The organism is Chromatiales bacterium (assembly GCA_014323925.1).
GTDB lineage: Bacteria > Pseudomonadota > Gammaproteobacteria > Poriferisulfidales > Oxydemutatoraceae > SP5GCR1.
Genome location: JACONC010000009.1, coordinates 26,581 through 53,076, shown reverse-complemented (window position 1 = coordinate 53,076; position 26,496 = coordinate 26,581). Strand labels below are relative to the sequence as shown.

Here is a 26,496-nt window from a genome sequence, read left to right as displayed (position 1 = left end):
GAGACCTCCTTTTGTCTAATTTAACTGGAAATCTCATCTTTGTCATGGCCCGGTTTTCGGGGGAGAGGTCATGACCTACGCACTCGCATTGAATTTATGGAACTTATAAAAAAGTCTATATGAGTTGAAGTTTTAATCTAAATATACCTAGGAAAGGGACAATATCTCTGAATGTCATCAAAAATCATAGCTGTAAAGAAAATCATATTTTTTAATCAACGAATTAATTTTTTCTTTATGCTGGTCAGACCAATCAATTTTAAATCTACTATTAGTTGGTTTATTAATAACCCGCGAAGCGCATGCATTAATATAATCAGCTGAAGCGGAAACCTTTAGAAAGTCGCACAGTTTGGTAATTTGTAGTTTAGGATTTGCAATCAGATCTTCGTTTTTGCAGATAAACACATCACTAGAATCTATCTGCTCAAGGATTTTTTGGTTATTTTCGCATAATTCTGCGATGTCTTTGATAGAAAGATCAATATCTAACAAGTCATTACTGCCACGCCCTTCAAAATCAGCAGCAACGATATCATATAAATCACGAATATTGAAAATAAATTTCAGCGAGATTTTATTATCTTCAAGTTTGCTTCTTAGGTGTTTTAGTAAACTCGTGTTGGCTAGAAAATTCACATCTCTCCCACGATTTTTATTGCCTATTACATGCAATTTTTTGAAACGTCCCTGGTATTGACTAGAAACATTTACATAACGCTTTGCCCTAGTATGACCTCTTCTATTATGCTCCATTTTATCTTCATCAAAAGAAATTTTCCAAGATAGGTACCTAGATCTGTCCATTCGCAAAAAATAATAGATTATTTCATTCGGTCTATTTAGAAGTTCTATATTCTTATCTAGGAGGAGTTTAAGCTTACCTTCGTCGGCCATGACAATATTAGGATGTGCAGTTAAAAGAAAGCCCATGATTGACGAACCCGACCGAGGAAAACCAATGGATAATACCATCGTTCTTAAATCCTTAAAATGGCACGCTTTTGGGTTGTATAAGTGATGGATATAGAAAGTCAATAAGTACCTAGAAAATTTTCTATATTGTTGTCTAAGATAATAATGTCCAAGGTAATGTAACTTCTTAGACACTCGTTTGAGTTTATTTTCCATTTAATAATTGCTATACCTAATTTATAACCCAGCTTTTTCGAACTTGCCTACCATTTTAAATCCTGTCATCTATTTGGTGAAAATTTTATTTTCAGTATCTAATCAAAGTATAGGGTTTGATTAAAACCCTGCCTGCGCCGGAGCGCGAGTCGTAGATATTTTTGCTCTCCGTTTGCATGTAAAAGAACGCATGACGAATCAGGTTGTCGATAGTTTTATGAAATATTTGAATGCTACTGGGATTAGTGTGGTGGTCTAAGTGGTGCATTACTGTATAGCGATGTGTGGTGTGCAAAAAAAACAGCAAGACGATGACTAGTGTGATGCTAGGTTCTTTTAGAGCAGACCTGCGCACTCGCACTGAATTTATGGAACTTATTAAAAAGTCTATATAAGTTGAAGTTTTAATCCAAATATACATAGGGAAGGGACAATATCCCTGAATGTCATCAACAATCATAGCTGTAGAGAAAATCATATTTTTTAATTAACGAATTAATTTTTTGCTTATGCTGGTCAGACCAATCAATTTTAAGTCTACTATTAGTTGGTTTATCAATAACGCGCGAAGCGCATGCATTAATATAATCAACCGAGGCAGGAACATTTAGAAAGTTGCACAGTCTGGTAATTTGTAGTTTAGGATTCGCAATCAGATCTTCGTTTTTGCAGATAAACACATCATTAGAATCTATCTGCTCAAGGATTTTTTGGTTATTTTCGCATACTTTTTCTAAGGCTTTGACAGAAAAATCTTTATTGTCGCTAAACATTTGAGAATAAGTAGCAAAGATATCGTATAAATTACGAATATTGAAGATAAATTTCAGCGAGATTTTATTATCTTCAAGTTTGCTTCTTAAATGTTTTAATAGACTCGTGTTGGCTAGAATGTCCACATTTCCTTGAGCACGTTTATTTCCTATTACTTGCAATTTTTTGAAACGTCCCTGGTATTGACCGGGAACATAGACATAACGCTTTTCTCTAGTGCCACCTTGTAATTTTTTGAAATTGCCCCTGATATTGCTAGGAACATATGCATAACGCTTTTCTGTAAGAGAACCTCTTCTATAATTTTTCATTTTATTTTCATGAGGAGAAATCTTCCAAAAGATATACCTAAATCTATCTATTCGTAGAAGATGATAGAATATTCCATTCCGTCTATTGAGAAGTTCTATATTATTATCTAAGAGGGTTTTTAACTCACCTTCGTCGGCCATGACAATATGAGGATGTGCAGTTAAAAGAAAGCCAATAATTGACGAACCTGCTGCGGGGAACCCAATGGATAGTAACATTGTTCTTAAATCCTGAAAATGGCACACTTTTGGGTTGTATAAGTGATGGATATAACAAACTAGTAAATAACTAGAAAATTTTCTATATTGTTCTCCAAGATAATAATGTCTAAGGTAGTGTAACTTATTAGACACTCGTTTGAGTTTATTTTCCATTTAATAATTGCTATGCCTGATTTATAACCCAGCTTTTTCGAACTTGCTCTCCATTTTAAATCCTGTCATCTATTTAGTGAAATTTTATTTTCAGTATCGAACTGATTTCCCTCTACTGAATCCTTTGCCGTCTGCGTTTGCGCAGGCGTTCTGTCATGCGAAGTTCGACGGCGAGTTCGGTCATGGTTTTGGCGGTTTCTATCAAGCTGACTATATGAAAGGCTTATTCGGGTAGGTTGTCGTATTGACCTTCTATAATATCTTGAAGACAGCGTATCGTCTCTTTTCAAGGCAATATTGACCTATAATTTTGATGCTAACTCCTATTGTATAATAAGGCGATTTTTAATAATAAAAGTAGCTTAAAATTATATACCCCTTATGGATTTATCATCTACCATAGAACCTTATTTTATATCAGCAATAGAATTTATAGGGGATTTAGGGCCTTTTTATCCGTCTATTTTCATTGGAATTGTATTCTTTATATTGCTTGTTTTTATTTGGCACGAGCGAGTTTCCAAGATTGCTCCTGGCATTTTAATCACCTTAGGGATATTTTTTACTTTTATAGGTATAACCATTGCTCTATTTAATTTTGACCCACAAAATATTACTCAAACTATTCCTGAACTATTAGAAGGACTCAAACTGGCTTTTATATCAAGCATTGTCGGTCTATTCCTTTCAATCGTCTACCGAATTATGACTGGTGTTGTCGGTCTACTCCTTTCGATCGTCTATAAACTTATCAGGATGACTGGTATCAGTAAAAAATCAGATGAACCGGATAGATTGACTGAAATAGATTTTTACGAACAGATAAAAAATATAAATAAGTCTATCCAAGAGGGAAATAAGAATATCAAGGAAGCGCTTATTGGTGAAGGTGAAGCAAGTTTACATACACAAATAGGAGGGCTGAGAAATGATTTTAGAGATTTTGCACAACAAGTGGCAAATACCGGAACTGAAGCACTTATCAATGCTCTAGAAGCAGTTATACGAGATTTCAATGAGCAAATCAATGAACAGTTTGGTGATAATTTTAGACAGTTAAACGAAGCGGTAGAAAAATTAGTCGTTTGGCAAGAGCAACACAGAACGCAAGTTGAGCAGTTGACTCAAGCATTTACAGAAGCACAACAAGGTATCCAGCAAGTAAACGAAAGCATAGCAGGAATAAGGGATTCGATACAAAAAATCCCTGAACATACATCACAGATACCAGAACACATGGGAGCCCTACGACAAGCTTTTAATGCAACACAGCAAAGGATGGAAGAATTACATGATGGCCTTGCTTCACTGGTAGCCATGAAACTGAGCGCAGAGAACGCAATTCCAGCCATTAAATCTCATATAGATAGCATAGTTCTTAAATTAAAAGAAGGAGCAGAGAGACAACGCCAATCTATAGAACAAAATCTAGCAGGTGTTGAACAATTACAAGAAAATATAAACCGTCAAATAGAAAATAATTTAACCCAGATTACCATTGCTATTCAAAATCAGCAAAGGCAAGTAAGCGATAACATAACTCAAGCCATTGATAGCACAAATACAGAAATGAACACATGTATGGAGAATATTCAAAACAATATAATTGATATTACCAATGCGATTCAAAATCAACAAACGGAAGTAGGCAATAACATAACTCAAGCCATTAATAACGCAAGTGCAGAAATGCAACAATATGTGCAAAATCTAGGCCATGACACAGAGGAAGCATTGCAAACGATGGGAAATAATTTAGTGCCGATTACTGAAGGATTAGTTGAGGCGTACCGTAGACAGCAAGAAATAATTTTAAGGCGTGTCGAAGAACTAGAGAATCAACAATAAAATTAATACGATGGCTAAACCTATTTTCCAACTAGATACAGAATCGGATGAGCACTGGATTGCAACCTCGGATATGATGGCTGGTCTCATGATGGTTTTTCTTCTTATTGCGGTTATTTATATTCATAGCTTTCAGAAAAAAGCTGAAGCCATTGAAGATGTTAGTAGCAATATCTGTAATGAGATTAAGCGGCAATTTGACAAGGAGAAAGACGAATGGAGTATGTCTATATGCGAAAATGGATTACTTGTTTCTTTTCAGAACGACGCTATTTTTGATAGGGGAAAAGATGAGTTAAAGCCAGAGTTCAAAGTCATACTGGATAACTTTTTTCCTAGATTTATGAAAATTGTATTAAACAACGAAAAGGATATAGACGAACTTAGAATTGAAGGGCATACTTCAAGTGAATTTACAGCTCAAAGTGAAAAAATGTCTTATATTCTTAATACACAACTATCACAAAAGAGATCATACAATGTAATGCGTTATGTATTTGATTTGCCGATTAGGGAAAATAGTATCCAGTGGATGCGCACCAATCTAACCGCGCATGGCATGTCATCATCCAATATAATCAAGACACAAAGCGGACAAGAAGATCCGATAAAATCTCGCAGAGTTGAATTCAGACTACAAACTAATGTCCAAGAAAAATTTATTCAAGAATTTAAGGGGTTACAACCATGAGAATAGACATGATAATAGACGGTAAGAAAATTTTTAAAGAACTAATAAAACTCAGAGAAAGCCTAGGCATAGAGGAGGGTAATTATAATTTTAGACGCGATTCTATTTTGAAAAAGTTGGAAGATGATGGTGTCGAAATAGAAGCTGATGAAATTAAAATTTATTACGACCGACACAACAACCGATTTAAGTATAAGGGTGAAACAGTAATCGTATACATAATAGATCCTCACAGACCTGCGGACTATTTATTAGACCCTAAACTAAGAAGAGGGAAAAAGGATAAATACCCTAAATTTCACTTTAGAATGTGTCAGACTTTGATAGAAATGCTAGAAAAAGGCCGTTATGACGAACGATATATTCTTGCAAGAAGCCGTGACGGTCTCTTTACCGTTCATGCTCGAGAAGAAATAGGCGGTCATTCATATAAGCTAGATGAAAGAGTTAAATTGTATGTTTGTAGATATTGTCTGAGAGAAGAGGATTATAATGGATACTTAGAAAATACAGAGCAAAGAACAAACATAGTGGAAAATTTTAATCTTGGAGAATTCTTATACAACGAGGAAGCAAGACATGCACTTTAAGCCCCAGAGTCAAACTATCATAGTCTACAAACTGACTAAAGGAAATAAACAGCCTAAATTTCATTTTAGAATGTGTGGCACTTTACAATCAATGGTGAAAAACGGCCGTTATGACGGCCGATATGTTCTTGCAACAAGCCGTGACGGTCTCTTTACGGTTCATGCTAGAGAAGAACGGAGCGGTAATTCGTATAAGCTAGATAAAAGAGTCAAATTGTATGTTTGTAGAAATTGTCTATGGCAAGAGGACTATGATGGATACAGAACAGCCAATAAAGAGCAAAGAACGAATATAATGGAAAATTTTAATCTTGGAGAATTCTTAGACAAAGAGGAGGTGCAACATGCGCATTAAACGCAAGCCAAAATACACTGAAGGAAATGCCCCTCTAAATAACTATACATCGGATAACACAGAAATTAGAAAGCGTATTATCAAAAAACGAGGCACTCGTTGTTCTGAGTGCAAAGTTGATATGGCGGGAAAAATGGAGGGATTGCATATGCACCATATAAACAAAGAGAGACCTAATAATCGTGAGGAAAATCTACAACTCTTATGTGCCTTATGCCATAAAAAAATCCATCCAGCCATGCCTGTTGATAAAGATATAGAAGGCTTCATCCACCGTAATAGGCATAGTGGATAACTCATCTTAAAAAATACAAGATTTAGCACCACCAGCAAAGAGGGATTTCTCCCCCCTCTAATAAATACTTTATCGGCCGCGTTTGCGCAGGCGTTCTATCATGCGGAGTTGGGCGGCGATTTCGGCGAGTTCGGTCATGGTTTTGGCGGTTTCTATGTCGGTGAGTTGGGTTTGGAGGAGTTCCTCAGCGCGCTGCTTGGCTTCCAGTGCTCTGGCTTCTTCTAGGTCTTCGCCGCGCATAGCGGTGTCGGTTAAGATAGTGACGATATGAGGCTGGACTTCTATGACGCCACCGGAGACATAGAAGTGGCGGTCGTCTTGTCCGTCTATACGGACGCGGATTTCACCGGGACGAAGGGTGGAGAGGAAGGGGGCATGTTGCGGATAGATGCCGACTTCGCCTAGTTCGGCTTCGGCAAATATGGCATTGACTTCGCCGCTGAAGATTTCCTCTTCGGCACTAACAATATAGGTGCGTATCGTGCTCATTCGTCGGTTCCCTCGCTACAACTCAGTTATAGTGTTTTGGCTTTTTCGGTGGCCTCATCTATCGAGCCGACCATATAGAAGGCTTGTTCGGGTAGATCGTCGTATTGACCTTCCATAATGCCTTGGAAACCGCGTATCGTGTCTTTGAGGGCAACATATTTGCCTGATGCGCCAGTGAATACTTCGGCAACGAAGAACGGCTGCGATAGGAATCGTTGTATCTTACGCGCTCGCGATACGGTTAGTTTGTCGTCTTCCGATAGTTCATCCATACCCAATATGGCAATGATGTCTTTGAGTTCCTTATAGCGTTGCAGCGTGTTTTGCACGGCACGGGCAGTGTCGTAGTGTTCTTGTCCGATGATGAGCGGGTCAAGCTGGCGGCTAGTTGAGTCTAGCGGGTCTACGGCTGGGTAAATACCAAGTTCGGCAACTTGACGAGACAGCACCAGTGTTGCGTCCAAGTGGGCGAAGGTGGTTGCTGGTGATGGGTCGGTGAGGTCGTCGGCAGGCACATAGACCGCTTGGAACGATGTGATGGAACCGGTTTTGGTTGAGGTGATGCGTTCTTGTAGCAAGCCCATCTCGGCTGCCAGTGTCGGTTGGTAGCCGACGGCCGATGGCATGCGTCCGAGCAGTGCCGAGACTTCAGTGCCGGCTAGTGTGTAGCGGTAGATATTGTCTATAAACATCAGCACATCGCGGCCTTCATCGCGGAAGTCTTCGGCAATGGTCAAACCAGTCAGTGCCACCCGCAGGCGGTTACCCGGCGGTTCGTTCATTTGCCCGTAGACTAGTGCGACTTTATCTAGCACATTGGATTCTTTCATTTCGTGGTAGAAGTCGTTGCCTTCTCGGGTGCGCTCGCCAACACCAGCAAACACCGAATAGCCGCTATGTTCTATCGCAATGTTGCGTATCAGCTCCATCAGAGTGACAGTCTTGCCGACACCAGCACCACCAAACAAGCCGATTTTACCGCCTTTGGCGATCGGCATAATCAGATCAATAACTTTGATGCCGGTCTCAAGTATTTCTACGCCGGGCGATTGATCGACATAAGCGGGAGCATCGCGGTGTATCGGCATGCTTTTTTTGGCGTCCACTGGTCCGGCTTCGTCTATCGGCCGACCCAATACATCCATAATGCGACCCAGTGTAGGTTCGCCGACTGGCACCGACACTGGTGCGCCAGTGTTGACGACATCAGAACCTCGTTTGAGTCCTTCCGATGATCCCAGCGCAATGGTGCGCACCACTCCGTCGCCTAGTTGTTGTTGCACTTCTAAGGTGATGTTATTTTCGCCTTCAATATTCAGTGCGTCATAGATTTGCGGAATATGCTCGCGCGGGAACTCCACATCGACTACGGCACCGACGACTTGTACAATTTGCCCAGAACTCATTTTCTCCTCCGATCCTATATCTATAGTTAAATTGCAGCGGCACCCCCGACAATCTCAGAAAGCTCCTGGGTGATTGCCGCTTGGCGCGCTTTGTTGTATGCAAGTTGCAGTTCGTCTATCAGCGAGCCGGCATTCTCGGATGCGCTTTTCATCGCAACCATACGCGCCGCCATCTCGCAGGCAACATTCTCTACTGCCGCTTGATAGACTTGTGATTCAATATAGCGCTTGAGTATAAAATCAAGCACCTTATGTGAATCCGGTTCATAAATATAATCCCAATCGAGTCCTAACTGTTGATCATCTAGCGGTGGCACTGGTAACAGCTGCAACACCTGTGGTGATTGGGTCATTGTATTTACAAAACGGTTCTCGACCAAAAACACTCGGTCTATTTCCTGATCTTGGTAGGCATCAAATATGACCTTCATCGTGCCCAGCAGTTTTGCTAGCTGGGGGGAGTCGCCGAGATGTGAAGTCTTTGAAATAATCTTGGTATATCGTTTGAAAAAGCCCGCACCCTTGCTGCCAATAGTCGTCACCTTGATATCTACATTTTTGCTTTTCCATTCTTTCATAGATGCCAGCGCAGCTTTGAAAAGATTAACATTGAGACCACCACACAGTCCGCGATCAGTAGACACGATGATATAGCCGATGCTCTTTACTTCGTCGCGGGTGACCAGAAAAGGATGCTTGTATTCGGTGCGTGCTTGAGCGATGTGGCCCAGCAACGAACGCATGCGGTCGGCATAGGGGCGACTCGCTGCCATTTTATCTTGGGCGCGGCGCATTTTGCTAGCTGCGACCATTTCCATAGCCTTAGTGATTTTTTGCGTGTTTTTAACGCTGTTAATTTTTGTTCTTATTTCTTTGCCAATTGCCATGTAAGTTCCCTAATTTGCGCTTATATGTTTTACCAAGAGCCGGTTGCTTTGAAGTCTTCAACTGCTTTTTTCAAAGCAGCTTCTATGTCGTCGTTGAAGTCGCCGGCAGCCATTTGGGTCATCAGGTCGGCGTGGTCGGCGCGCATATGCGAGTGGATTGCTGCTTCAAAGGCACGAGTTTTCTTAACTTCGATGTCGTCCAGATAGCCGCGGTCGGCAACGAATAGCGAGACTGCCATCTCGGCGACCGAAAGCGGTGAGTATTGATCTTGCTTCATCAGTTCCATCACCCGTTCGCCGCGCTCTAGTTGTTTTCTGGTTTGTTCGTCCAAGTCTGATGCAAATTGCGAGAACGCTGCGAGCTCTCGGTATTGTGCTAGCGACAAACGAACACCGCCGCCTAGCTTTTTGATAATTTTGGTTTGTGCCGAGCCACCGACTCTAGACACTGACAAACCAGCGTTCATCGCCGGTCTAAAGCCTGAGTTAAATAAATCGGTCTCAAGGAAAATCTGTCCGTCGGTGATTGAAATCACATTAGTCGGCACGAATGCCGATACATCGCCGGCTTGGGTTTCAATAATCGGCAATGCGGTCAGCGAACCGGTCTTGCCGGTCACTGCACCAGCGGTTTTTTGCTTGACATAATCGGGGTTCACCCGTGCGGCACGTTCCAACAAACGCGAGTGCAGATAAAAGACATCACCCGGATAAGCTTCTCGCCCGGGCGGACGACGCAACAGCAAAGATATTTGGCGATAAGCCCAGGCTTGCTTGGTCAAGTCGTCGTAGATAATCAATGCATCTTCGCCGCGGTCGCGATAGTATTCGCCCATCGCACATCCTGAGAACGGTGCTAAAAACTGCATCGCGGCTGGATCCGAAGCACTGGCAGCGACTACTACAGTATGTTCCATTGCGCCGTGTTCCTCCAGCTTGCGCACCACCGCAGCTATTGACGATTGCTTTTGTCCGACGGCAACATAGATACACTTAAGGTCGCCGCCTTTTTGATTGATGATGGTGTCTACCGCCACTGCGGTCTTGCCGACTTGACGGTCGCCGATGATGAGTTCGCGTTGCCCTCGTCCCACTGGCACCATAGAGTCAATAGCTTTCAGTCCAGTTTGCACAGGCTGCGAGACCGATTGTCGGGTAATCACGCCAGGGGCGACTTGTTCTACTGGTGCAGTGTGGTCACTGGCGATGGCACCCTTGCCGTCTATAGGTTGACCGAGTGCGTCAACGACGCGCCCTTCCAGTGCCGGACCTACCGGCACTTCCAAAATACGACCGGTGCAGGCACAAGTTTGCCCTTCGCTAAGGCTTAAATAATCGCCCAGCACGACGGCGCCGACTGAGTCTCGCTCAAGATTCAACGCCATGCCGAATAGCCCACCTTCAAATTGAATCATCTCGCCGTACATAACATCTTGCAGTCCGTGTATACGGACGATACCGTCGGTCACACTAACGACAATACCTTCATTGCGTATTTCCGGCGAAGTATTAAAATCTTCTATCTTTTGTTTGATTAAAGTACTAATCTCTGTTGGGTTTAGCTGCATTTCAAAATCCTCTTATTAAATATCGTCAAATCAATTTCTATATCCCTTGCGCTAGGGTGCAGATACATCGAGCGCAGTGGATAGCTTTTGTAGTTGCGCTTTAAGCGAACCGTCTATGGATAATCTGCCAGCACGGATCACCGCACCGGCCAACAAGCTCTTATCCAAGCTACAGTTCAATACTACTTGCGCATTCAACCGGCGGCTCAGTGCCTCAGTAAGCGATTTTTGCTGTTCGTCACTCAGCGCCATCGCACTGACAACCTGTGCTTCTATGCGCTGCTCACTCTGCGCTCTATATTCCTCAAACAAAGTGGCAATGTGCGGGATTAGCGGCAGGCGATGGTTTTCAGCAAGCAGATGTATAAAGTTTCGCATGCGGTCATCTAAATTTTCTGGCACCGAATGTTCTAGGGCGGCTATTATCAATCCACCAATGCGCTTGGCCGGCAGGAGTGGATGGCTGACCGTATGGCGCATAGTGTCATCGGCGAGCAAGGTCTGCAGCGCTAACAGAGTAGCCGACCACGCGGCAACATTGCTATGTGCAGTCGCAGACTCAAAGGCGGCTTTAGCATAAGGTCGGGCAACAGTGGTGGGTTCGGACATCTCTTTATTCGCTCTGCATTTTGGCGGCAAGCTCTTCGAGAGCTGCGCTGTGTGCTTGGGCATCGACTTCTTTACCAAGCACTTGTGATGCTCCCAGCACTGCGAGTTGAGCGACTTCGTGACGCAGTTGCTCGCGAGCTTCTTGGGTACGTCGGGCAATATCACTCTCAGCTGAGCGGCGTATGTTGTCAGCTTCTTCGCGCGCTTTCAGCTTGGCTTCCTCTTTGATTTCGGTTGCCCGCCTCTCGGCTTGTGCGATAATCTCACCGGCGCGGGTGCGGCTATTGGCAAGCTCAGCATCAACGGTTTGTTTCGCTTGTTCAAGGTCTTGCTTGCCTTGCTCTGCGGCTGCCAAACCCTCAGCTATGCGCTTGCGGCGCGCTTCCAGGGCGTCTATCATTGGTTTCCACAGCAGGCGGCTTATCATCCATATAAAAATTAGGAATGCTAAAACTTGCGCCAGTAGCGTGATGTTAATATTCACTTTAGGATCCTCGCCTCAATATACTTATGCGCTACAGGCATACCATCTAAAGTGCGGCTTGCATTGCCCCGATGAACGGGTTGGCAAACAAGAACCACATTGCAAACGCCAGAATAATAAACGGAAAAGATTCCATCAAGCCTGCGAAAATGAACATATTGGTCATCAGTTGCGGGCGTAATTCCGGCTGTCGGGCAATACCTTCCAGGGTTTTTGCACAAATCAACCCCCAGCCTATCGCCGAGCCTAATCCGGCTGCTGCCAGTATTACGCCGACGCCGACGGCGGTGTATGCATATATCATTGCAATCATATCAGGTGTCATGATTATTTCTCCACTTCTCTTAAGTTAGTCGGGTTTCGTCTTCGCTTGCGGGCGGTGCTTTTGCATAGGCATCAGTCGCCACCCTTAGGTAAAAATCTTTGTATTGCATGCCAGCTTTCTATCTATCTTTAATGTTGCTCCTCTTCTTCGTGCGCCATGCCCAAATAGACGATAGTCAGCACCATAAAGATAAAAGCCTGCAAGGTTACCACCAATAAATGAAAAATCAACCAGCCGAGATCTAAAACTATCTGCAGCGGGAACCAAAATAGTGCTGCCCAACCGACCGCTAGCGTGCCACCGATTAAAGCAATTAATAGAAAAACCAACTCCCCTGCGAACAGGTTGCCAAACAAACGCAACGCTAAACTCAACGGCTTTGCTATTTCTTCTATCAAGGTCATCACGATATTAATCGGCACGGCAAACTTGCCAAACGGATGGAATAAAAATACTTTCAAATAACCTATCAGCCCTTTAACCTTGATATTATAAAAGATAACTAATGCAAAGACACTCAACGATAATGCAAAGGTTGCGTTAAGGTCGGTGGTCGGCACCACTTTCATATACTCGACGCCAACCAGTTTGCCTATCTCAGGTAGTAAGTCTACCGGCACTAAATCCATTGAATTCATTAACAACACCCAAACCAGAATCGTCAATGCCAAGGGGCCTATCAGCGGCACTGGTTTTGAAAACACATCGCTGATCTGCTTGTTAACAAACTCAACCAGTGTTTCAACGGCATTCAAAAAACCGCTTGGTGCCTCAACGCTAACCTTACGGCCCAGACGCCAGGCAAAGAAAATCATAATTGCGCCTAACAACACGCTATAGAATAAAGTATCAACATGCAGTGCAAGAAAACCGGCACTTTTGTGGGTTATCGGGTCGCAATCACCGACACAAAAATTAGTCAGGTGGTGCTGTATATACTCGACCGTACCTAATTCACCCTCTTTTGCCATTATGCGTGCCTCGTTTGTTCTTGCCTAGCAGATTTCCAATCCAGCCAATAAACCGAATACACCAACGCAAAGCATGCAACCATTGGTATCGGCTGTAAATGCAATATGCCTATGCCATATGCGAAAAAAGAGATAACTATTAACATTCTGGGGATGAACAGCAACATCAATATACTCTTATTGACTTTTTTATTATCCCTCAATTGACTATTAAAAACCTCCACCATTATCTTTAGCAGTAGAGATAATACCCCTGCAGTCAAACCACCAAACAGCGCCGCTTGCGCGTGTGCTACTCCGAACCATGCATAGAGTATGGCACCAATGGCAAGTGTCATAATAAACTGCCATATTAATACTTTATTAATACGTCCCACGATATTGCTATAAGAAGGTAGAGATTTAGATTCAGCTGATGTTCAGTTAACCAATAATTTATAGACCCGAATTGTCCCACCGACGAATCCCAGTCCGGCAAATAATAACATAAAAACGGGTTTAGTATCAAGCCAACCATCCACCCAATATCCCAATAAAAAACCTCCGAGCACCATGGAACTCAATATCGTGCCGACACCAATGAGGAACAAGCGAGGGGATTTTGGAGGGCTGTAACTGGGTTTAGTCATAATAGTATTGTACTGCAAAAATACCGCAAGCATTGAACTATCCCTACAGCTGAACAATGTGCAGGTTGGTTATGCAAATAAAGAGAACTGAGTAAGCTAAAGTTTTAGAGGTTGAGTTCTCAGTGAAACAGGTAGCTCTAACCCGACTACCAGTGTTAGTGGTAAACTAACTAGTCTGCAAAATTTTTATTTTAGGCACAACAGTGAGGTCGTGTCTATGGCAATAATTTAGAAACCCAATTGCGGCCAACTTTAATGCATACCAATTTCATCGTGTAGTGCGATTAATTTCAACTGCAGGTTCGCCACTCTAGTTCGGTGGTGGATTTTGGTCAGATCTACGATTTTTTTATGCGATTTTTTATGTATTAAAAATCTTGCTGATTTGTGCTTGCATTTGTGCGGCAGCATCGGGTGGTGATGAGGCTTCGCGTATTGGTCTACCGACAACGATATAATCAGCTCCGTTGTTAAAAGCGCTTTTCAAATCAACTGTACGCTTTTGGTCATCAGTATTCACAATCGGGCGGATGCCGGGAGTGACGATAAGCATTTTAGAACCCATGGTTTGCTTGATTGATGAAGCCTCCAAACCCGATGCAACCACACCATCGCAACCGACAGCAAGGGCACACTGCGCACGAGCAAGCACCAGTTGCTGAACATCGCACTTAAAACCAAGTGTATCGATATCCCTTTGATCCAAGCTGGTCAACGCGGTTACTGCTAGTATTTTCAAATCTCCCTTTTCGTCGTTCGCTGCTTTTAACATAGCATCGTTGCCGTGTATGGTTACAAAACTATCACCGAAGCGATGTAATCCTTTAACAGCTGTAGCAACCGTACGGGGTACATCAAATAGCTTTAGGTCAAGAAAGACTTTTTTGCCTTGCTCTAATAGCTCCTCCGCTAATACGAAATAATCACCCGAGGCGAGTAACTCTAAACCCAGTTTGTAGAAATTAATCGTATCTGCCAGGCTTTTAACCAGTGTTCTCGCCTGATCTGCGGTTGCAGTGTCCAATGCAAAAATTAGACGGTCACCTATCGGAATTTTATTCATTAGGAGTCTGTAATATGTTTGTTAATGGGATGTTTAGCCCTAAAAGATAAGTTGTAATATTTAACATTATTATACGGAATAATAAGCTGTTTGTGACGGTAGCACAAACTGCCCGCTGCCGGCACAAGCAACGCTAGCTTGCACCTAGAGCTTTAGGGAGCAGCTTGCCACTTTGTAGGTGTGTCTTTGAACTAGCTAAAAGGTTGCCCGAAAAAGCCAACAAAAAAGCCCCGCCGGAGCGGGGCTCTTACTTGATAAGCTAGATGAGTTTTTATACTACATCATGCCATCCATACCGCCGCCTCCGGGTGGCATCATAGGTGCCTTTTCCTCTTTGGGCAACTCGGCAATCATCGCATCCGTAGTAATCATCAACGAAGCAACTGAGCAAGCATGCTGCAATGCGGTACGCGTCACTTTAGTAGGGTCTATGATGCCCATTTCCATCATATCTCCAAATTCACTTGTCGCCGCATCATAACCGTATGCTTCCTCCTTGCCTTTCACTTTGCTCAGCACCACAGATGCTTCACCACCGGCATTAGAAACAATCTGGCGAAAAGGATCTTCCATCGCCCTGAGTAACAGAGAAATCCCCATATTTTGATCGGGATTATCAGCTTTCAGTGTTGCGATACCTTCGACAGCTCTGATCAGTGCGGTGCCACCACCCGGCACAACACCTTCTTCAACTGCAGCTCGGGTTGCATGTAATGCATCTTCAACGCGTGCTTTTTTCTCTTTCATTTCTACTTCGCTTCCAGCACCCACTTTTATGACTGCAACACCGCCGGCGAGCTTCGCCATACGCTCTTGCAATTTCTCCTTATCATAATCAGATGTTGATTCTTCTATTTGTGCACGGATTTGTTCAATGCGACCTTGGATCTGCTTTTTGTCACCGGCACCATCAACGATAGTCGTGTTTTCTTTGGAGACGGCAACCCGCTTTGCTTGACCCAGCTCATTCAGCGTGCATTTCTCCAACGACAAGCCGACCTCTTCGGAGATTACCGTGCCGCCGGTCAATACGGCAATATCTTCCAACATCGCCTTGCGACGGTCACCAAAGCCAGGCGCTTTAACCGCAACCACTTTGACAATACCGCGTATCGTGTTGACCACTAAAGTTGCCAAGGCTTCGCCTTCAACATCTTCGGCAATCACTACCAGCGGGCGGCTAGATTTAGCGACGCCTTCCAGCAATGGTAGTAAATCACGGATATTGGATATTTTCTTATCGTGCAACAAGATAAAAGGGTCTTCCAACTCGGAACTCATATTATCTTGGTTGTTAATAAAGTACGGAGACAAATAGCCTCTGTCAAACTGCATACCTTCAACGACTTCCAGTTCGTTTTCAAGCACATTGCCTTCCTCAACCGTAATAACGCCTTCCTTACCAACTTTATCCATCGCATCGGCAATGATCTCTCCTATCGCAGTATCGGAATTAGCCGAGATACTACCCACTTGCGAAATCGCCTTGCGGTCAGCGCACGGCTTAGATAATGTCTTCAGGACTTCCACTGCAGCACTCATCGCCTTTTCTATGCCGCGCTTCAAATCCATAGGATTCATACCAGCGGCAACTGCTTTCATGCCTTCGCGGATAATGCCCTGTGCTAACACCGTAGCGGTCGTCGTGCCATCACCCGCCACATCGGAGGTTTGCGAGGCGACTTCCTTGACCATCTGGGCACCCATATTCTGGAACTTATCTTCTAGTTCTATCTCCTTAGCGACTGAAACACCGTCTTTGGTCACCGTAGGTGCGCCGAAGGACTTCTCTAAAACTACATTCTTGCCTTTCGGTCCCAAGGTTACTTTAACTGCGTCTGCTAGGATATTGACACCTTCCACCATCGCCTGGCGGCATGGGTCTGCGAAACGAATTTCTTTAGCACTCATGTTTTTTTCCTCTCTTTTTAATTTCTAATTTAAGACTCAAGTATAGCCAGCACATCGTCTTCACGCATGACAACTATATCCTCTCCGTCCAGTTTGATTTCGGTACCAGAATATTTACCGAACAAAATCTTATCGCCTTTTTTAACATCCAAAGGACGCAATTTGCCGTCGTCAAGCAATTTACCATTGCCAACCGCCATAACTTCGCCTCTCATTGGTTTTTCGGTAGCACTGTCAGGAATTACAATACCGCCGGGACTCAGCTTTTCTTCCTCCGTGCGCTTAACTACGACACGGTCGTGTAAGGGTCTAATATTCATCTTTAAACTCCTGTTTTTAGTATTTAACTTAATAATTTTAGTAGAAGGTATATCAATTTATACCTGATTGACCATAAATATAGAGACGCTATACGAGATTTCAACAAAAAAAATTAAAAAAAGTTGCTTTGGTATCAACACCAGCAACAACGGTCACTAAATAGTATGCACTATCTCATTACTTCCAATCGTCTTGGTCTTTTCCCATATCAATAATGCGCCCCGAGGTCCTAGTGCTACCACGCGCACGCCGTCGTACATTTAGATAAGGCAATAGATACCTAATAATGAATAAGCGACGAGAGAACGGTAGCAGACATAAAAGTCCGATTGTATCGGTGAAAAAACCAGGAGCTAGCAACAGCACACCAGCCACTAATAACAAAAAGCTTTCTGCCAATGCCAGCTCTAGCGGATCGCCTTGGGCTAGCGTTTTTCTAAATTGCCGCATAATTGTGAATCCGTGATTTTGTAGCACGGCAATGCCTATCAATGCGCTAATGAAGATCAACGCAATTACCGACAATGCACCAATTTCACCGCCGATCACGATAAACAGATAAATCTCAAGTAGCGGCAGGCCGATCAAAATAATTCCAAGTGGTATACGCATAGGATTAGAATATAATAACATGGAGTAATTAGCTAGGAATAAAAATGGATAGAATGATTTCTTTAGTACAAAGTAGTATAGACAAATACGAGCAGGCCGTGCAAATCGCCAACACCCTCGTTGAGGAGAAGCTCTGTGCTTGTCTACATATAATCGGACCACTCACCTCAGTCTACTGGTGGCAAGGACGCATTGTCAACGACAAAGAGTATTTGTTATGTGCCAAAACACCGCGTGGCAAAGTGGCAGCACTCAAGGCGCGGTTGATGCAACTGCACACTTACGAAGTGCCGGAGATCGTTGTGCTACAAATTGATGATGCAAGCGAAGCCTACGCAAATTGGGTATGCGAGCAATGAGTAGCTACATCAAAAGCCTATTCGCACTATGCCTGTTATTGCTGGCCGGCAGTATCGTCGCCCAATCGGCATTAAACAACATCATCGTCCAACAGCAACAAGACGAGTTCTTACCGCCCGACGAGGCATTTGTGCTCAGTGTAGAGCAGATCTCTGCCAACCGTTATGTCGCCCAGTGGCGCATCGCACCAGAATACTATTTATATAAAGACAAGACTCAAATTACTGAACAAGGCAGTGGTCAATCCAGTCAATATCAGATGCCGGATGGTGAAATAATTGAAGATCCCTTTTTCGGCACAACTGAGATCTATCGTAGTGTGTTGTCGGTACCGTTCATGACTGAAAACGGTGCGGTAACCTTGTCATATCAAGGCTGTGCTGAAGCCGGATTATGCTACCCCGTACAAACCAAGCAATTCCAACTCGCCGATGCAACCTTAGTCGGTAGCGCTCCAATGAGCGGTGGCGACCCGCCACAATCTGAGCAACAATCTATCACCAACTATCTACACAGCGCCCAACTGTGGCTAGCAGCAGCGGCTTTCTTCGGCATGGGACTACTACTGGCTTTCACCCCTTGTGTGTTGCCTATGGTGCCAATATTATCTATGGTCATCACGATGGCAAAACAAGGTTCGTCGCCACGCCAAGCATTCACCTTATCATTTGCTTATGTGCTGTCTATGGCTATTACTTTCAGCATTGCCGGCATCTTGGTGGCAATGTACGGTCAAAACATCCAAGCATTATTTCAAAGACCTGCGGTATTGGTGCCGTTTGCAGCGGTTTTCGTGCTGCTTGCACTGGCGATGTTCGGAGCCTACGAACTACGCCTGCCGACATCTCTACAAACGCGATTGAGTCAGGTTGGCAACCAACGAAAAGGTAGCTTGTATGGTGCCGTATCCATGGGGATGTTGTCCTCTTTGATAGTCAGTCCGTGCGTTACTCCACCGCTTATTGGTGCATTATTGTTCGTCGCCCAAAGCGGCGATGTGGCAACTGGCGGCGTTGCCCTACTATTTTTGGGCTTAGGTATGGGGGCACCACTGTTATTAGTCGGCACTTCGCTAGCCAAGTTCATGCCCAAACCCGGGCCGAGTATGGATATATTCAAAAGCATATTCGGCTTCATCATGTTGGGTTTCGCAATATGGATTTTAGATCGTATCGCAACCGGCTATGCGACGATGTTGCTAGCAGGCGTTCTACTAGTGTCTTTTGCAATTTATTTGATGCGCTTGACCGTCAAGACTTCTACCGTGCGCCTCGCTACCATTGCCATCGCCGTCGCTGCGACTCTCTACGGTAGCCTGTGGTCGGTCAACGCAATCGTCGGCAAAAGTAGCCTGTGGCTGACACCTTGGGTGATAGTAGCAGACGCTGGAAAAACGCACGATACAGGACATCTATTTACTCGCTATACCTCGTTGACAGAAATAGACCAAGCGATCAGCCAAGCGGATGCAGCCGACAAACCTGCGGTGTTGATTTTCTATGCCGACTGGTGCGTTAGTTGTAAAGAACTTGAGGCATTTACCTTTGTCGACGCTGAAGTGCAACAGTCAATGAAATATTTTTCAGTTTTTGAAGCCGATGTGACGACACCCGATGCCAATAGCGAAGCATTACTCAAACGATACGGCTTATTCGGGCCGCCAGCTATTTTGTTTTTTAACTCCGAAGGCGAAGAAATACCGCATAAACGGCTGGTCGGATTCATCGGTGCGACAGCCTTTAACGAACATTTAGCCAGAGTGCTTGAATTGGACAATAGCCTTGCACACCAGATGAGTCGTTGAGTATGCGATGAGCATACGCAATCGTTTAATTGTTATCACCGCAGTGCTATCTGCTGCGATAGGTGCTTTTACCGCATTCTATATACAACACGGTCTTTCGTCTAAAAACTCGGCAGCCGAAATTGCTCACCCACTAATAGGAACCCTGCGCCCAGACTTCAGTTTATATGATTTGAACGACAACAGCACATCAATTTCTATCTGGGACGGTCGCATGGTACTAATAAACTTTTGGGCTGCGTGGTGCCCACCGTGTCGCAGAGAAATTCCGGTATTTAACGAAGTGCGAGAATTTTATAGTAGCCACGGCTTTGAAGTCATCGGCATTGCGATAGACGAAAAAGACAAGGTTGTTGATTTTTTAGAGTCTATCCCCGCCGTGCAATACCCCCAGCTAATAGGCTTTGATGACGCATTAAAAGTAGCATCGGCCTTTGGCAACCGCTCCGGCGGCCTGCCGTATAGCGTGCTATTAGACAAACAAGGCATCATCCGCTATGTTAAAGCTGGTGAACTCAGCCAGCAAACACTTATGACCCAAATTGAACTGATGCTGAAATCGGATCCTCAACACATAAACAATACATAAAAGTACTTATCAACCCTATGAGGAAATAGTTATGAGAGTCAAAAATACTGCCAGCGATTATGGTGTAATAGCAAAGTGGTTTCATTGGTTAACAGCGCTGTTATTTCTGGGATCTTATATCAGTGTTTATTATCGGCACTGGTTTACAGAAGAGAAAACCAGTGAAAATTGGATTGCCCTGCAGATGCACTTGTCTATTGGGGTTACCATAGCCGTTATTGTAGTACTGCGGATTATCTGGCGTATTACCAACCGTGCACCGGATTTAGAAAAAGGTACAAAACTGCAACATATGGCGGCACATGCAGGTCATTATAGTTTGTATGCCATAATGATAATCATGCCTGTGACAGGTTATATAGGTACTGGAGTTGATACAGAATTTTTCCTCATGTTTGACATACCAAAATTTGAAAGTACCCAGTTATTTGATTTTCTAGTTATTAACGGTTTGGGAATAACATTCACGGAGTTCGAGGAACCTGTGGACTTTATTCATAAAGAGATACTGGGGAAATGGCTGGTATGGCTTTTAATATTGGGGCACGCTTCAGCTGCCCTGTACCATCATTTCATAAAAAAAGACAGAACGCTGCTGAAAATGACAACTGGCAATTCCAGAGCACAAGCATAAAAAAGCACTAATTTAAGATGTCTATTATCAGAATATTCCCCTGAACGCTATAGTTTTAGAGGTGTTTTCGGTGTTAGTAGCCAGAATTGCATCAATACTGACTATCACATAGGTAGGTAAACAAACGCAAAATCACAGCTAGAAGGCTGCTAGTCTCTATATTTTCTAAGGCTTTCCTGAGCACGCTATAGCCTCTTAGCACGCATAAAATTATTTTGCAATTACATCCACTTTTATCATAAAATAGTATGAAGTAAAAACCAACTAAATACACGAGGAGGACATTATGCCTATATCAGCACCATCCACAACCTCTACAGTAACACAAGCACAACCGTTGCCAACAGAATCGGCCACAGGAAATTTCGGCGCAAGGTTGGTCTCTAATAGTTCATCCCCTGCAGGGAATATTGAGCAACACCAGACTGGAGGGCAGTCTATGTCTCCCCCTAGGGCGATCGCAACGATTCACATAAGACAACCGGGAAGCGCAGAGGTACGACAACATTTCATGACTGATCCCAGACTGGGAACAGATTATAGAGACACTACGCTACACAGCCAGGAAAGTATAGATCAAAAAACGAATGAGCTAGCGCGCTTTTCTACATCTGTAACCCATTTGAAAAATTATATAGACATCAGTTATCAAGAGAATAGAATCTCGGATCAAAGCCACGATACACTCTCAACGCTTGCTAATTATAATCAAGTGTTGGACAAAAATATTAAACGAATGACTGATTTAGCTGATAAAGTAGATAGAAATAAAGCATCATCTCAAGATCTAAACGAACTCAATGGACTATTTAAGTCCCACAAAAATAATTTATCAGTAGTTCAAGCGCATTTATCACATCTGATTGGTAAGGGAGCTTTATCACCGGAAGAGAAAGCACTGACCGGAGCCTTTGCAATGCGTTTTGCCGAACGGCAGATGGATTTAGCCGAACTGACGAGCTTATACTCGGATCTCCTGCCAGAGCAAGAGCCCGTTAGCAGGGGGGAACGCATAGATTACCATTTAATGCAAGCCAGAGGTTGCTTGAGAGCCTTTGAAAAAATGGCTGGGCAAACGAGTATGTCGGCAGCCCGGCACACTCGGATTAAAGAAGCACTTGAGCAACATTGTGCGAAGCTTGAGCAATTTGCAAAATTTAATAAAGGAGAGTACAACCCAGAGGAGGACTCATTGTCGTTGGATCTCTTGACTGAGGATTTCAGTTTAGTTGAAGATGAGAAAAAGCCAAAATACAAAAACAGTGTTTTAGCACCGCTACAAAGACGGTGGGATCAATTCAGCGATTTTTCCGGGCCACAAAACCCAGGACCTATACCGTTGATGCATCCCAAAATCTCTCAAAATAATATGATTCAGTTATTTCTTGCGCATCAGTTCAAAGCTGCCGGTGTTCAAAAAGCAGACATGCCAAAATTGTCATTTTTATGCAAACAAGGAATCATCAGTGAGGTCAATAATAGAGAATGGCCACAGATTAACAAAACACTAACATTTAAGGTTGGTGGGAAAGAACACACTGGGCAAAGCACAATTACACCAGGAGGGCATATTGCAGCCAATCATTTTGATAAAGGTTACTCAGGTAACGGCATTACTAGCATGGATCGCCTGCAGTATAAACATGCACCTAATATGGCCCACTCGCAGATGACCGACGAAAACGGTGAGGTTCTATTTTCGGGTATCCGCCACGGTATCTTAGACCCGTTCAATATCAAAGCGAAAAACCTTAGTCGGTTACCGACTGAGCAAGTTGCGACGATGGTTAAAGATCTGTTAGTGGACACTGGTGCCATTGAGATACCTGAAGGTGAAGACCCTTGGCAGTATTCGCAAACCATTGCACAACAAGCGAAGGCTGGCAAGTCTAAGATTGCCGATTTAGCCGGCAAGCTACGCACCGAAGCAAGCAAAATGATGGCAACTGATTTACTCAAAGCTGCGGTGGCCTCGGATCCCGCTAAACTGCAAGCGGGATTAAGAGGAGAAGAAGTTGCAGTCTCGTTAAACTCAGTTTCCTTAGTGACACCCGACCACCTCACAAGTTTTGTAAACAAAAGAAAGAATGAAAAAGTAATGTTAGCGCACCAGACAGACAGCTTACAAGGCCTAGCAAAAGCCAAACAACCAATAGTGATTAAGCTGAAAGACCAAGATGGTGATGAGCATGAAGTTGTTGTGAGACCTAAAGTGCGCACCTTTAATTTCGGTGTCAACTTAGGTGCGGTTGCAACCAAATGGCATGTATTCGGGCCAAGAACACCGTTTTGGGGTAGATTAATGGGCTGGGAATTGGCGGCGAGCAAGAATAATCCACAGTTAAATGATTTGCTAGGCGACCCCAGAAGTCGAGAGCCTGGTGGTGAGGTTGCGAACAAAATAAATCAGATGGATGCTAGCGATGATCCAGCGGTGCGCCAAAAAGCTAGTTTGCTGCGCCAAGCAGCTACCCAAGCAAAGGCGATATGGAATAGTCAGTCCTTTAGAAGGGGTGGCGTGGAACCTTATAAAATGGTTTCGCGGTTAGCCTTGATTAGTCATCTGATGGGAGAGACCACGCTGTATAATTGCAAAAGTGGAAAGGATCGTACTGGGCAGTTGGATGCCGAGGTAAAATACCTCGCAGCAGTCGGCAACGCAACTGGACAGATTCCTGAACCAGAAACAGAACCCACTGATGAATCCAGAAGTCTGCGCTCTAATTTCGCATTGAACACTGGTAACCATGAGATGCAACAAATGTCGACTGGGCTAAAAGGATATAAATTAAAAGGAGTGCCGGGGCTCGAAAAGATGTTGGGAGCAGACATGATGGACATCTATCGCGGTGGTTCTGGTTTTGTCAAAGCCTAAACGCAAGGTATATAGTCCATAAAGTAGAGAGCATGTGAAGTTGCCTACAATGGATGAATTTTCTAGCATTAGCCATAAAACAGGCAATGTTTTTTTTAACCAGAAGACCAAACTTCTAGATACCCGCGGAGGTAGCTTTTTATCTCGCATCGTAACTTGGGTAAAGTCTAAATACAATCCTAGTAAAGTTAATCAGGAGTATAAGGCTGCGGTCGACTCTTTTACCTCTGAGGTTGTAAGCAAACACAATGAAATTTTTCAAAAAGATGATCCAAACTACAGCATCAATAACGAAAACCTCGGCAGGCTTTATCAGTTAGGCACTCTCGGCAAACCTTTAGCTGCCCGTCAGGTAAAACAGGTTTTAGCACGCCTTGACAGTATTGAGTCAGCGTTAGAAATAGCTAAGAAGTATTCTAGTGTAGAGTATTGTCGGGATGAATTGATGCATGAAATATCTAAACATGCGGAGTATTATGGGGATTATCAGCCGAGTCAGGATGAGCTTGAAAAACTAAGTACCCATATTAAAGATGCGATAGTAAATGAAATTTACCAGCAAGAAGGATTGATTGGCGATGATACTGCAGCATCTATTACGCACAGTCTAACTAAAACTTATGCTCGATCTCGTACCTTAAAGACAGCGATGGTTCAATCTAACTTGGAAGACTGTAAGGTCAGTCTAGAGCAGGAAATATCAAAACACTCTGAACTACATAAAGGTTTTGCGCTACCTGCTGCGGACATAGATAGACTGAGCTTGCGTATTAGGGATGCGATTATCAAAGAAGGCTACTGGCAAGGAGACAACCTAAGCGAAGATCAGGCAGCGTCGATTAGGGACCAGGTAGTCAAAAAAACTGCAGATCAAATCATAGGGAAACTAAACGAACAAAAAGCACTTTATCAAGAAACAGTTAAAGAACAAACTGAGCAAGCTACCCTTCTCAATCGAACCGCCATTCTTGAGCAAGCTGCCCTTCTGAAAAAAATGCAAATAGCCACTGAGCAACTTCGATCGACACCTACCGCCGAGCAACGACGACCGGCGACGACCGACGAACAGCTTCAACCGGCGACGACTGCCTGGAAACAACGACCAGCGGCAACCACCGAGAAACGACGACCAGCGGCGACCTCTGAGAAACGACGACCAGCGGGGAGCGCCGAACGGACTCAACCGGTGAGCAGATCCAACCGAGGAAGACCGTTGCTGGGCGCTGAGCAGCTTCAACCGGCATCTGAGGAAAAGTCTGCGCAACTACAGCCTCAGACCAACGAGCAGCTTCAGCCGGCAACAGAGGAAAAGTCTGCGCAACTACAGCCTCAGACCGCCGAAGAATTGGGAATACCTGACTTACCCAAAATCTTAAAACAACAGCTACATTCGGGCGAGATTGATTCTAAAGAAAAACTGATACAAGCCAGCAACCACTATATAGCCGGGCGAATCACTGGTCACCCTCTACGTAAGTGGTATTTAGACTGCTATAAAAAAAGCATAGGTGAAAAAGCTAAAGAAATACCTAGCGAATTAATAAAACAGGTTAAGGAACACATTCAATCCATGCCGACTCTGATGACCTACCAACAAAGCGAAACTTATATGCGGCAAGCGGTAATAGATTATATAAAAAAACCTGAGTAATTTGAGGGTTTCACATCCCTTCAATTATCTAACTCCGCAAGCTCTCAACACCAAACAATCGAGCAGACAGATAACCGTGATGTTCGGATAACTTTTCGTGGTAAATGTAGATCCGAAGTTGAAAGAATGCTTGCGTACCAGCACCAATGCATTGTTGCGTATCTTATCCTCTTCGTTAGAGAGTTTGCCTCACCGTTTGAAAATGGACCTAAAAAAGGGGGAAGGTCAGTTTGATATTTCCTGTAATGACTTAATAACCGCCTACAATAAAGTACTGCTACTGAGCACATCAGCTTTCCCACATTTACCTGCTTACAAAATCCTATAATTATTTGAAAAAAAGCCCTGAAAGTGTTACATTAAGCAACCTAAATCAAGGATTTTGGATGTAAAGTAATGAAGCGAACATTTCAACCCAGTAATCTCAAACGCAAACGAACACATGGTTTTCGTGCGCGTATGAAAACACACGCTGGGCGTGCAGTGATAAATGCACGGCGGAAACGCGGCCGTGCTGTGCTCTGCCCTTGACATTTGATGCTGATAAGCTCATCTTGGCTGGCAACAACCCGAAGCACAACGGTGAAAATCTAAAGAAGACATTTCGCCTGCGTAAAGCATCAGATTTTGTTAGACTAGCTAAACAGGCAGAAGTATTCAAGGGGCGCGGATTTTTAATACGCTACTTGGATAACTGGCAAGGCCACGCACGTCTAGGAGTTGCCGTTTCTAAAAGAACGGTCAAACATGCCGTGGTGCGCAATCGCATCAAAAGAATTATTCGTGAGACATTTCGCAAACACTGCTTAGCATTACCCAGCAAAGACTATATGATTATATACAAAGGCACACAGAACCTAAACGATGCTTCATTGTTTTGCAGAAGTCTTAATCGTTTTTGGCAACACCAAGCCACTCATCTAGCGGTATATACCTGA

General features: G+C 43.7%; 31 protein-coding genes. 15 read left to right on the top strand and 16 right to left on the bottom strand.

Annotated elements, in window-relative coordinates:
- Window positions 1-177: 177 nt before the first annotated feature.
- On the bottom strand, window positions 178-1,131 hold the full coding sequence (locus tag GDA45_05250; GenBank protein ID MBC6414271.1) for a sulfotransferase: 954 nt from the start codon (window positions 1,129-1,131) through the stop codon (window positions 178-180).
- 157 nt (window positions 1,132-1,288) lie between these two features.
- Between GDA45_05250 and GDA45_05245 the strand changes: the two genes are divergently transcribed.
- Window positions 1,289-1,390 carry a GTP cyclohydrolase I gene (locus GDA45_05245; GenBank protein MBC6414270.1) on the top strand — a complete coding sequence of 34 codons (102 nt, stop codon included), beginning with the start codon at window positions 1,289-1,291 and terminating at the stop codon, window positions 1,388-1,390.
- 25 nt (window positions 1,391-1,415) lie between these two features.
- A complete protein-coding gene (locus GDA45_05240) occupies window positions 1,416-1,526 on the top strand; it encodes a GTP cyclohydrolase I (GenBank protein ID MBC6414269.1) in 111 nt (36 codons plus the stop codon).
- A gap of 54 nt (window positions 1,527-1,580) precedes the next feature.
- Here GDA45_05240 and GDA45_05235 read toward each other — a convergent pair whose 3' ends face one another.
- Window positions 1,581-2,435, bottom strand: coding sequence for a hypothetical protein (locus tag GDA45_05235; protein ID MBC6414268.1), 855 nt, complete (start codon window positions 2,433-2,435; stop codon window positions 1,581-1,583).
- 232 nt (window positions 2,436-2,667) lie between these two features.
- On the opposite strand from GDA45_05235, the gene GDA45_05230 reads away from it, so the two are divergent.
- From GDA45_05230 to GDA45_05210, 5 genes are all read left to right on the top strand, one after another.
- Complete coding sequence (locus tag GDA45_05230; GenBank protein MBC6414267.1) at window positions 2,668-2,826, top strand: hypothetical protein; 159 nt, start codon at window positions 2,668-2,670, stop codon at window positions 2,824-2,826.
- Window positions 2,827-2,972: 146 nt separating this feature from the next.
- The gene (locus GDA45_05225) at window positions 2,973-4,439 is read left to right on the top strand and encodes a hypothetical protein (protein ID MBC6414266.1); all 1,467 of its coding nucleotides are present in this window, start codon (window positions 2,973-2,975) and stop codon (window positions 4,437-4,439) included.
- 10 nt (window positions 4,440-4,449) lie between these two features.
- Entirely contained in the window at window positions 4,450-5,130 is a 681-nt protein-coding gene (locus tag GDA45_05220) for an OmpA family protein (GenBank protein ID MBC6414265.1), read from the top strand.
- Complete coding sequence (locus GDA45_05215; protein ID MBC6414264.1) at window positions 5,127-5,720, top strand: hypothetical protein; 594 nt, start codon at window positions 5,127-5,129, stop codon at window positions 5,718-5,720. Before GDA45_05220 ends, GDA45_05215 begins: the two co-directional genes overlap by 4 nt.
- Window positions 5,721-6,064: 344 nt before the next feature.
- A complete protein-coding gene (locus tag GDA45_05210) occupies window positions 6,065-6,370 on the top strand; it encodes an HNH endonuclease (protein ID MBC6414263.1) in 306 nt (101 codons plus the stop codon).
- 69 nt (window positions 6,371-6,439) lie between these two features.
- Here GDA45_05210 and GDA45_05205 read toward each other — a convergent pair whose 3' ends face one another.
- From GDA45_05205 to GDA45_05140, 14 genes are all read right to left on the bottom strand, one after another.
- The gene (locus GDA45_05205) at window positions 6,440-6,859 is read right to left on the bottom strand and encodes a F0F1 ATP synthase subunit epsilon (protein ID MBC6414262.1); all 420 of its coding nucleotides are present in this window, start codon (window positions 6,857-6,859) and stop codon (window positions 6,440-6,442) included.
- A 26-nt stretch (window positions 6,860-6,885) separates the two neighbouring features.
- Window positions 6,886-8,265, bottom strand: coding sequence for a F0F1 ATP synthase subunit beta (gene atpD, locus GDA45_05200; protein MBC6414261.1), 1,380 nt, complete (start codon window positions 8,263-8,265; stop codon window positions 6,886-6,888).
- Between the two features lie 26 nt (window positions 8,266-8,291).
- Window positions 8,292-9,152 carry a F0F1 ATP synthase subunit gamma gene (gene atpG, locus GDA45_05195; GenBank protein MBC6414260.1) on the bottom strand — a complete coding sequence of 287 codons (861 nt, stop codon included), beginning with the start codon at window positions 9,150-9,152 and terminating at the stop codon, window positions 8,292-8,294.
- 29 nt (window positions 9,153-9,181) lie between these two features.
- Window positions 9,182-10,720 (bottom strand): F0F1 ATP synthase subunit alpha, encoded by a 1,539-nt coding sequence (locus tag GDA45_05190; GenBank protein MBC6414259.1) that lies wholly within the window; start codon window positions 10,718-10,720, stop codon window positions 9,182-9,184.
- Window positions 10,721-10,771: 51 nt separating this feature from the next.
- Complete coding sequence (locus tag GDA45_05185) at window positions 10,772-11,329, bottom strand: F0F1 ATP synthase subunit delta (protein MBC6414258.1); 558 nt, start codon at window positions 11,327-11,329, stop codon at window positions 10,772-10,774.
- A gap of 4 nt (window positions 11,330-11,333) precedes the next feature.
- Entirely contained in the window at window positions 11,334-11,813 is a 480-nt protein-coding gene (locus GDA45_05180) for a F0F1 ATP synthase subunit B (protein ID MBC6414257.1), read from the bottom strand.
- A 46-nt stretch (window positions 11,814-11,859) separates the two neighbouring features.
- Window positions 11,860-12,138, bottom strand: coding sequence for a F0F1 ATP synthase subunit C (gene atpE / locus GDA45_05175; GenBank protein MBC6414256.1), 279 nt, complete (start codon window positions 12,136-12,138; stop codon window positions 11,860-11,862).
- 128 nt (window positions 12,139-12,266) lie between these two features.
- A complete protein-coding gene (atpB, locus tag GDA45_05170; GenBank protein ID MBC6414255.1) occupies window positions 12,267-13,109 on the bottom strand; it encodes a F0F1 ATP synthase subunit A in 843 nt (280 codons plus the stop codon).
- Window positions 13,109-13,447 (bottom strand): hypothetical protein, encoded by a 339-nt coding sequence (locus GDA45_05165; GenBank protein ID MBC6414254.1) that lies wholly within the window; start codon window positions 13,445-13,447, stop codon window positions 13,109-13,111. The genes atpB and GDA45_05165 overlap by 1 nt, the downstream gene beginning before the upstream one ends.
- Window positions 13,448-13,528: 81 nt before the next feature.
- Window positions 13,529-13,738 carry an AtpZ/AtpI family protein gene (locus tag GDA45_05160; GenBank protein ID MBC6414253.1) on the bottom strand — a complete coding sequence of 70 codons (210 nt, stop codon included), beginning with the start codon at window positions 13,736-13,738 and terminating at the stop codon, window positions 13,529-13,531.
- Between the two features lie 361 nt (window positions 13,739-14,099).
- Window positions 14,100-14,801 (bottom strand): orotidine-5'-phosphate decarboxylase, encoded by a 702-nt coding sequence (pyrF, locus tag GDA45_05155; GenBank protein MBC6414252.1) that lies wholly within the window; start codon window positions 14,799-14,801, stop codon window positions 14,100-14,102.
- 276 nt (window positions 14,802-15,077) lie between these two features.
- Window positions 15,078-16,712: a chaperonin GroEL gene (gene groL, locus GDA45_05150; protein ID MBC6414251.1), complete on the bottom strand. Its 1,635-nt coding sequence runs from the start codon at window positions 16,710-16,712 to the stop codon at window positions 15,078-15,080.
- Between the two features lie 29 nt (window positions 16,713-16,741).
- Window positions 16,742-17,032: a co-chaperone GroES gene (gene groES / locus GDA45_05145; protein ID MBC6414250.1), complete on the bottom strand. Its 291-nt coding sequence runs from the start codon at window positions 17,030-17,032 to the stop codon at window positions 16,742-16,744.
- A 178-nt stretch (window positions 17,033-17,210) separates the two neighbouring features.
- Window positions 17,211-17,645, bottom strand: coding sequence for an FxsA family protein (locus tag GDA45_05140; protein ID MBC6414249.1), 435 nt, complete (start codon window positions 17,643-17,645; stop codon window positions 17,211-17,213).
- A gap of 44 nt (window positions 17,646-17,689) precedes the next feature.
- On the opposite strand from GDA45_05140, the gene GDA45_05135 reads away from it, so the two are divergent.
- From GDA45_05135 to rnpA, 8 genes are all read left to right on the top strand, one after another.
- A complete protein-coding gene (locus tag GDA45_05135) occupies window positions 17,690-18,004 on the top strand; it encodes a divalent-cation tolerance protein CutA (protein ID MBC6414248.1) in 315 nt (104 codons plus the stop codon).
- The gene (gene dsbD, locus GDA45_05130) at window positions 18,001-19,809 is read left to right on the top strand and encodes a protein-disulfide reductase DsbD (protein ID MBC6414247.1); all 1,809 of its coding nucleotides are present in this window, start codon (window positions 18,001-18,003) and stop codon (window positions 19,807-19,809) included. The genes GDA45_05135 and dsbD overlap by 4 nt, the downstream gene beginning before the upstream one ends.
- Before the next feature lie 7 nt (window positions 19,810-19,816).
- Window positions 19,817-20,398 carry a TlpA family protein disulfide reductase gene (locus GDA45_05125; protein ID MBC6414246.1) on the top strand — a complete coding sequence of 194 codons (582 nt, stop codon included), beginning with the start codon at window positions 19,817-19,819 and terminating at the stop codon, window positions 20,396-20,398.
- A 31-nt stretch (window positions 20,399-20,429) separates the two neighbouring features.
- Window positions 20,430-21,032 carry a cytochrome b gene (locus tag GDA45_05120; GenBank protein ID MBC6414245.1) on the top strand — a complete coding sequence of 201 codons (603 nt, stop codon included), beginning with the start codon at window positions 20,430-20,432 and terminating at the stop codon, window positions 21,030-21,032.
- 286 nt (window positions 21,033-21,318) lie between these two features.
- A complete protein-coding gene (locus GDA45_05115; GenBank protein MBC6414244.1) occupies window positions 21,319-23,907 on the top strand; it encodes a hypothetical protein in 2,589 nt (862 codons plus the stop codon).
- A gap of 49 nt (window positions 23,908-23,956) precedes the next feature.
- Entirely contained in the window at window positions 23,957-25,558 is a 1,602-nt protein-coding gene (locus GDA45_05110; GenBank protein MBC6414243.1) for a hypothetical protein, read from the top strand.
- Window positions 25,559-25,954: 396 nt separating this feature from the next.
- Window positions 25,955-26,089 (top strand): 50S ribosomal protein L34, encoded by a 135-nt coding sequence (gene rpmH / locus GDA45_05105; GenBank protein ID MBC6414242.1) that lies wholly within the window; start codon window positions 25,955-25,957, stop codon window positions 26,087-26,089.
- Window positions 26,086-26,496 (top strand): ribonuclease P protein component, encoded by a 411-nt coding sequence (gene rnpA, locus GDA45_05100; protein MBC6414241.1) that lies wholly within the window; start codon window positions 26,086-26,088, stop codon window positions 26,494-26,496. Before rpmH ends, rnpA begins: the two co-directional genes overlap by 4 nt.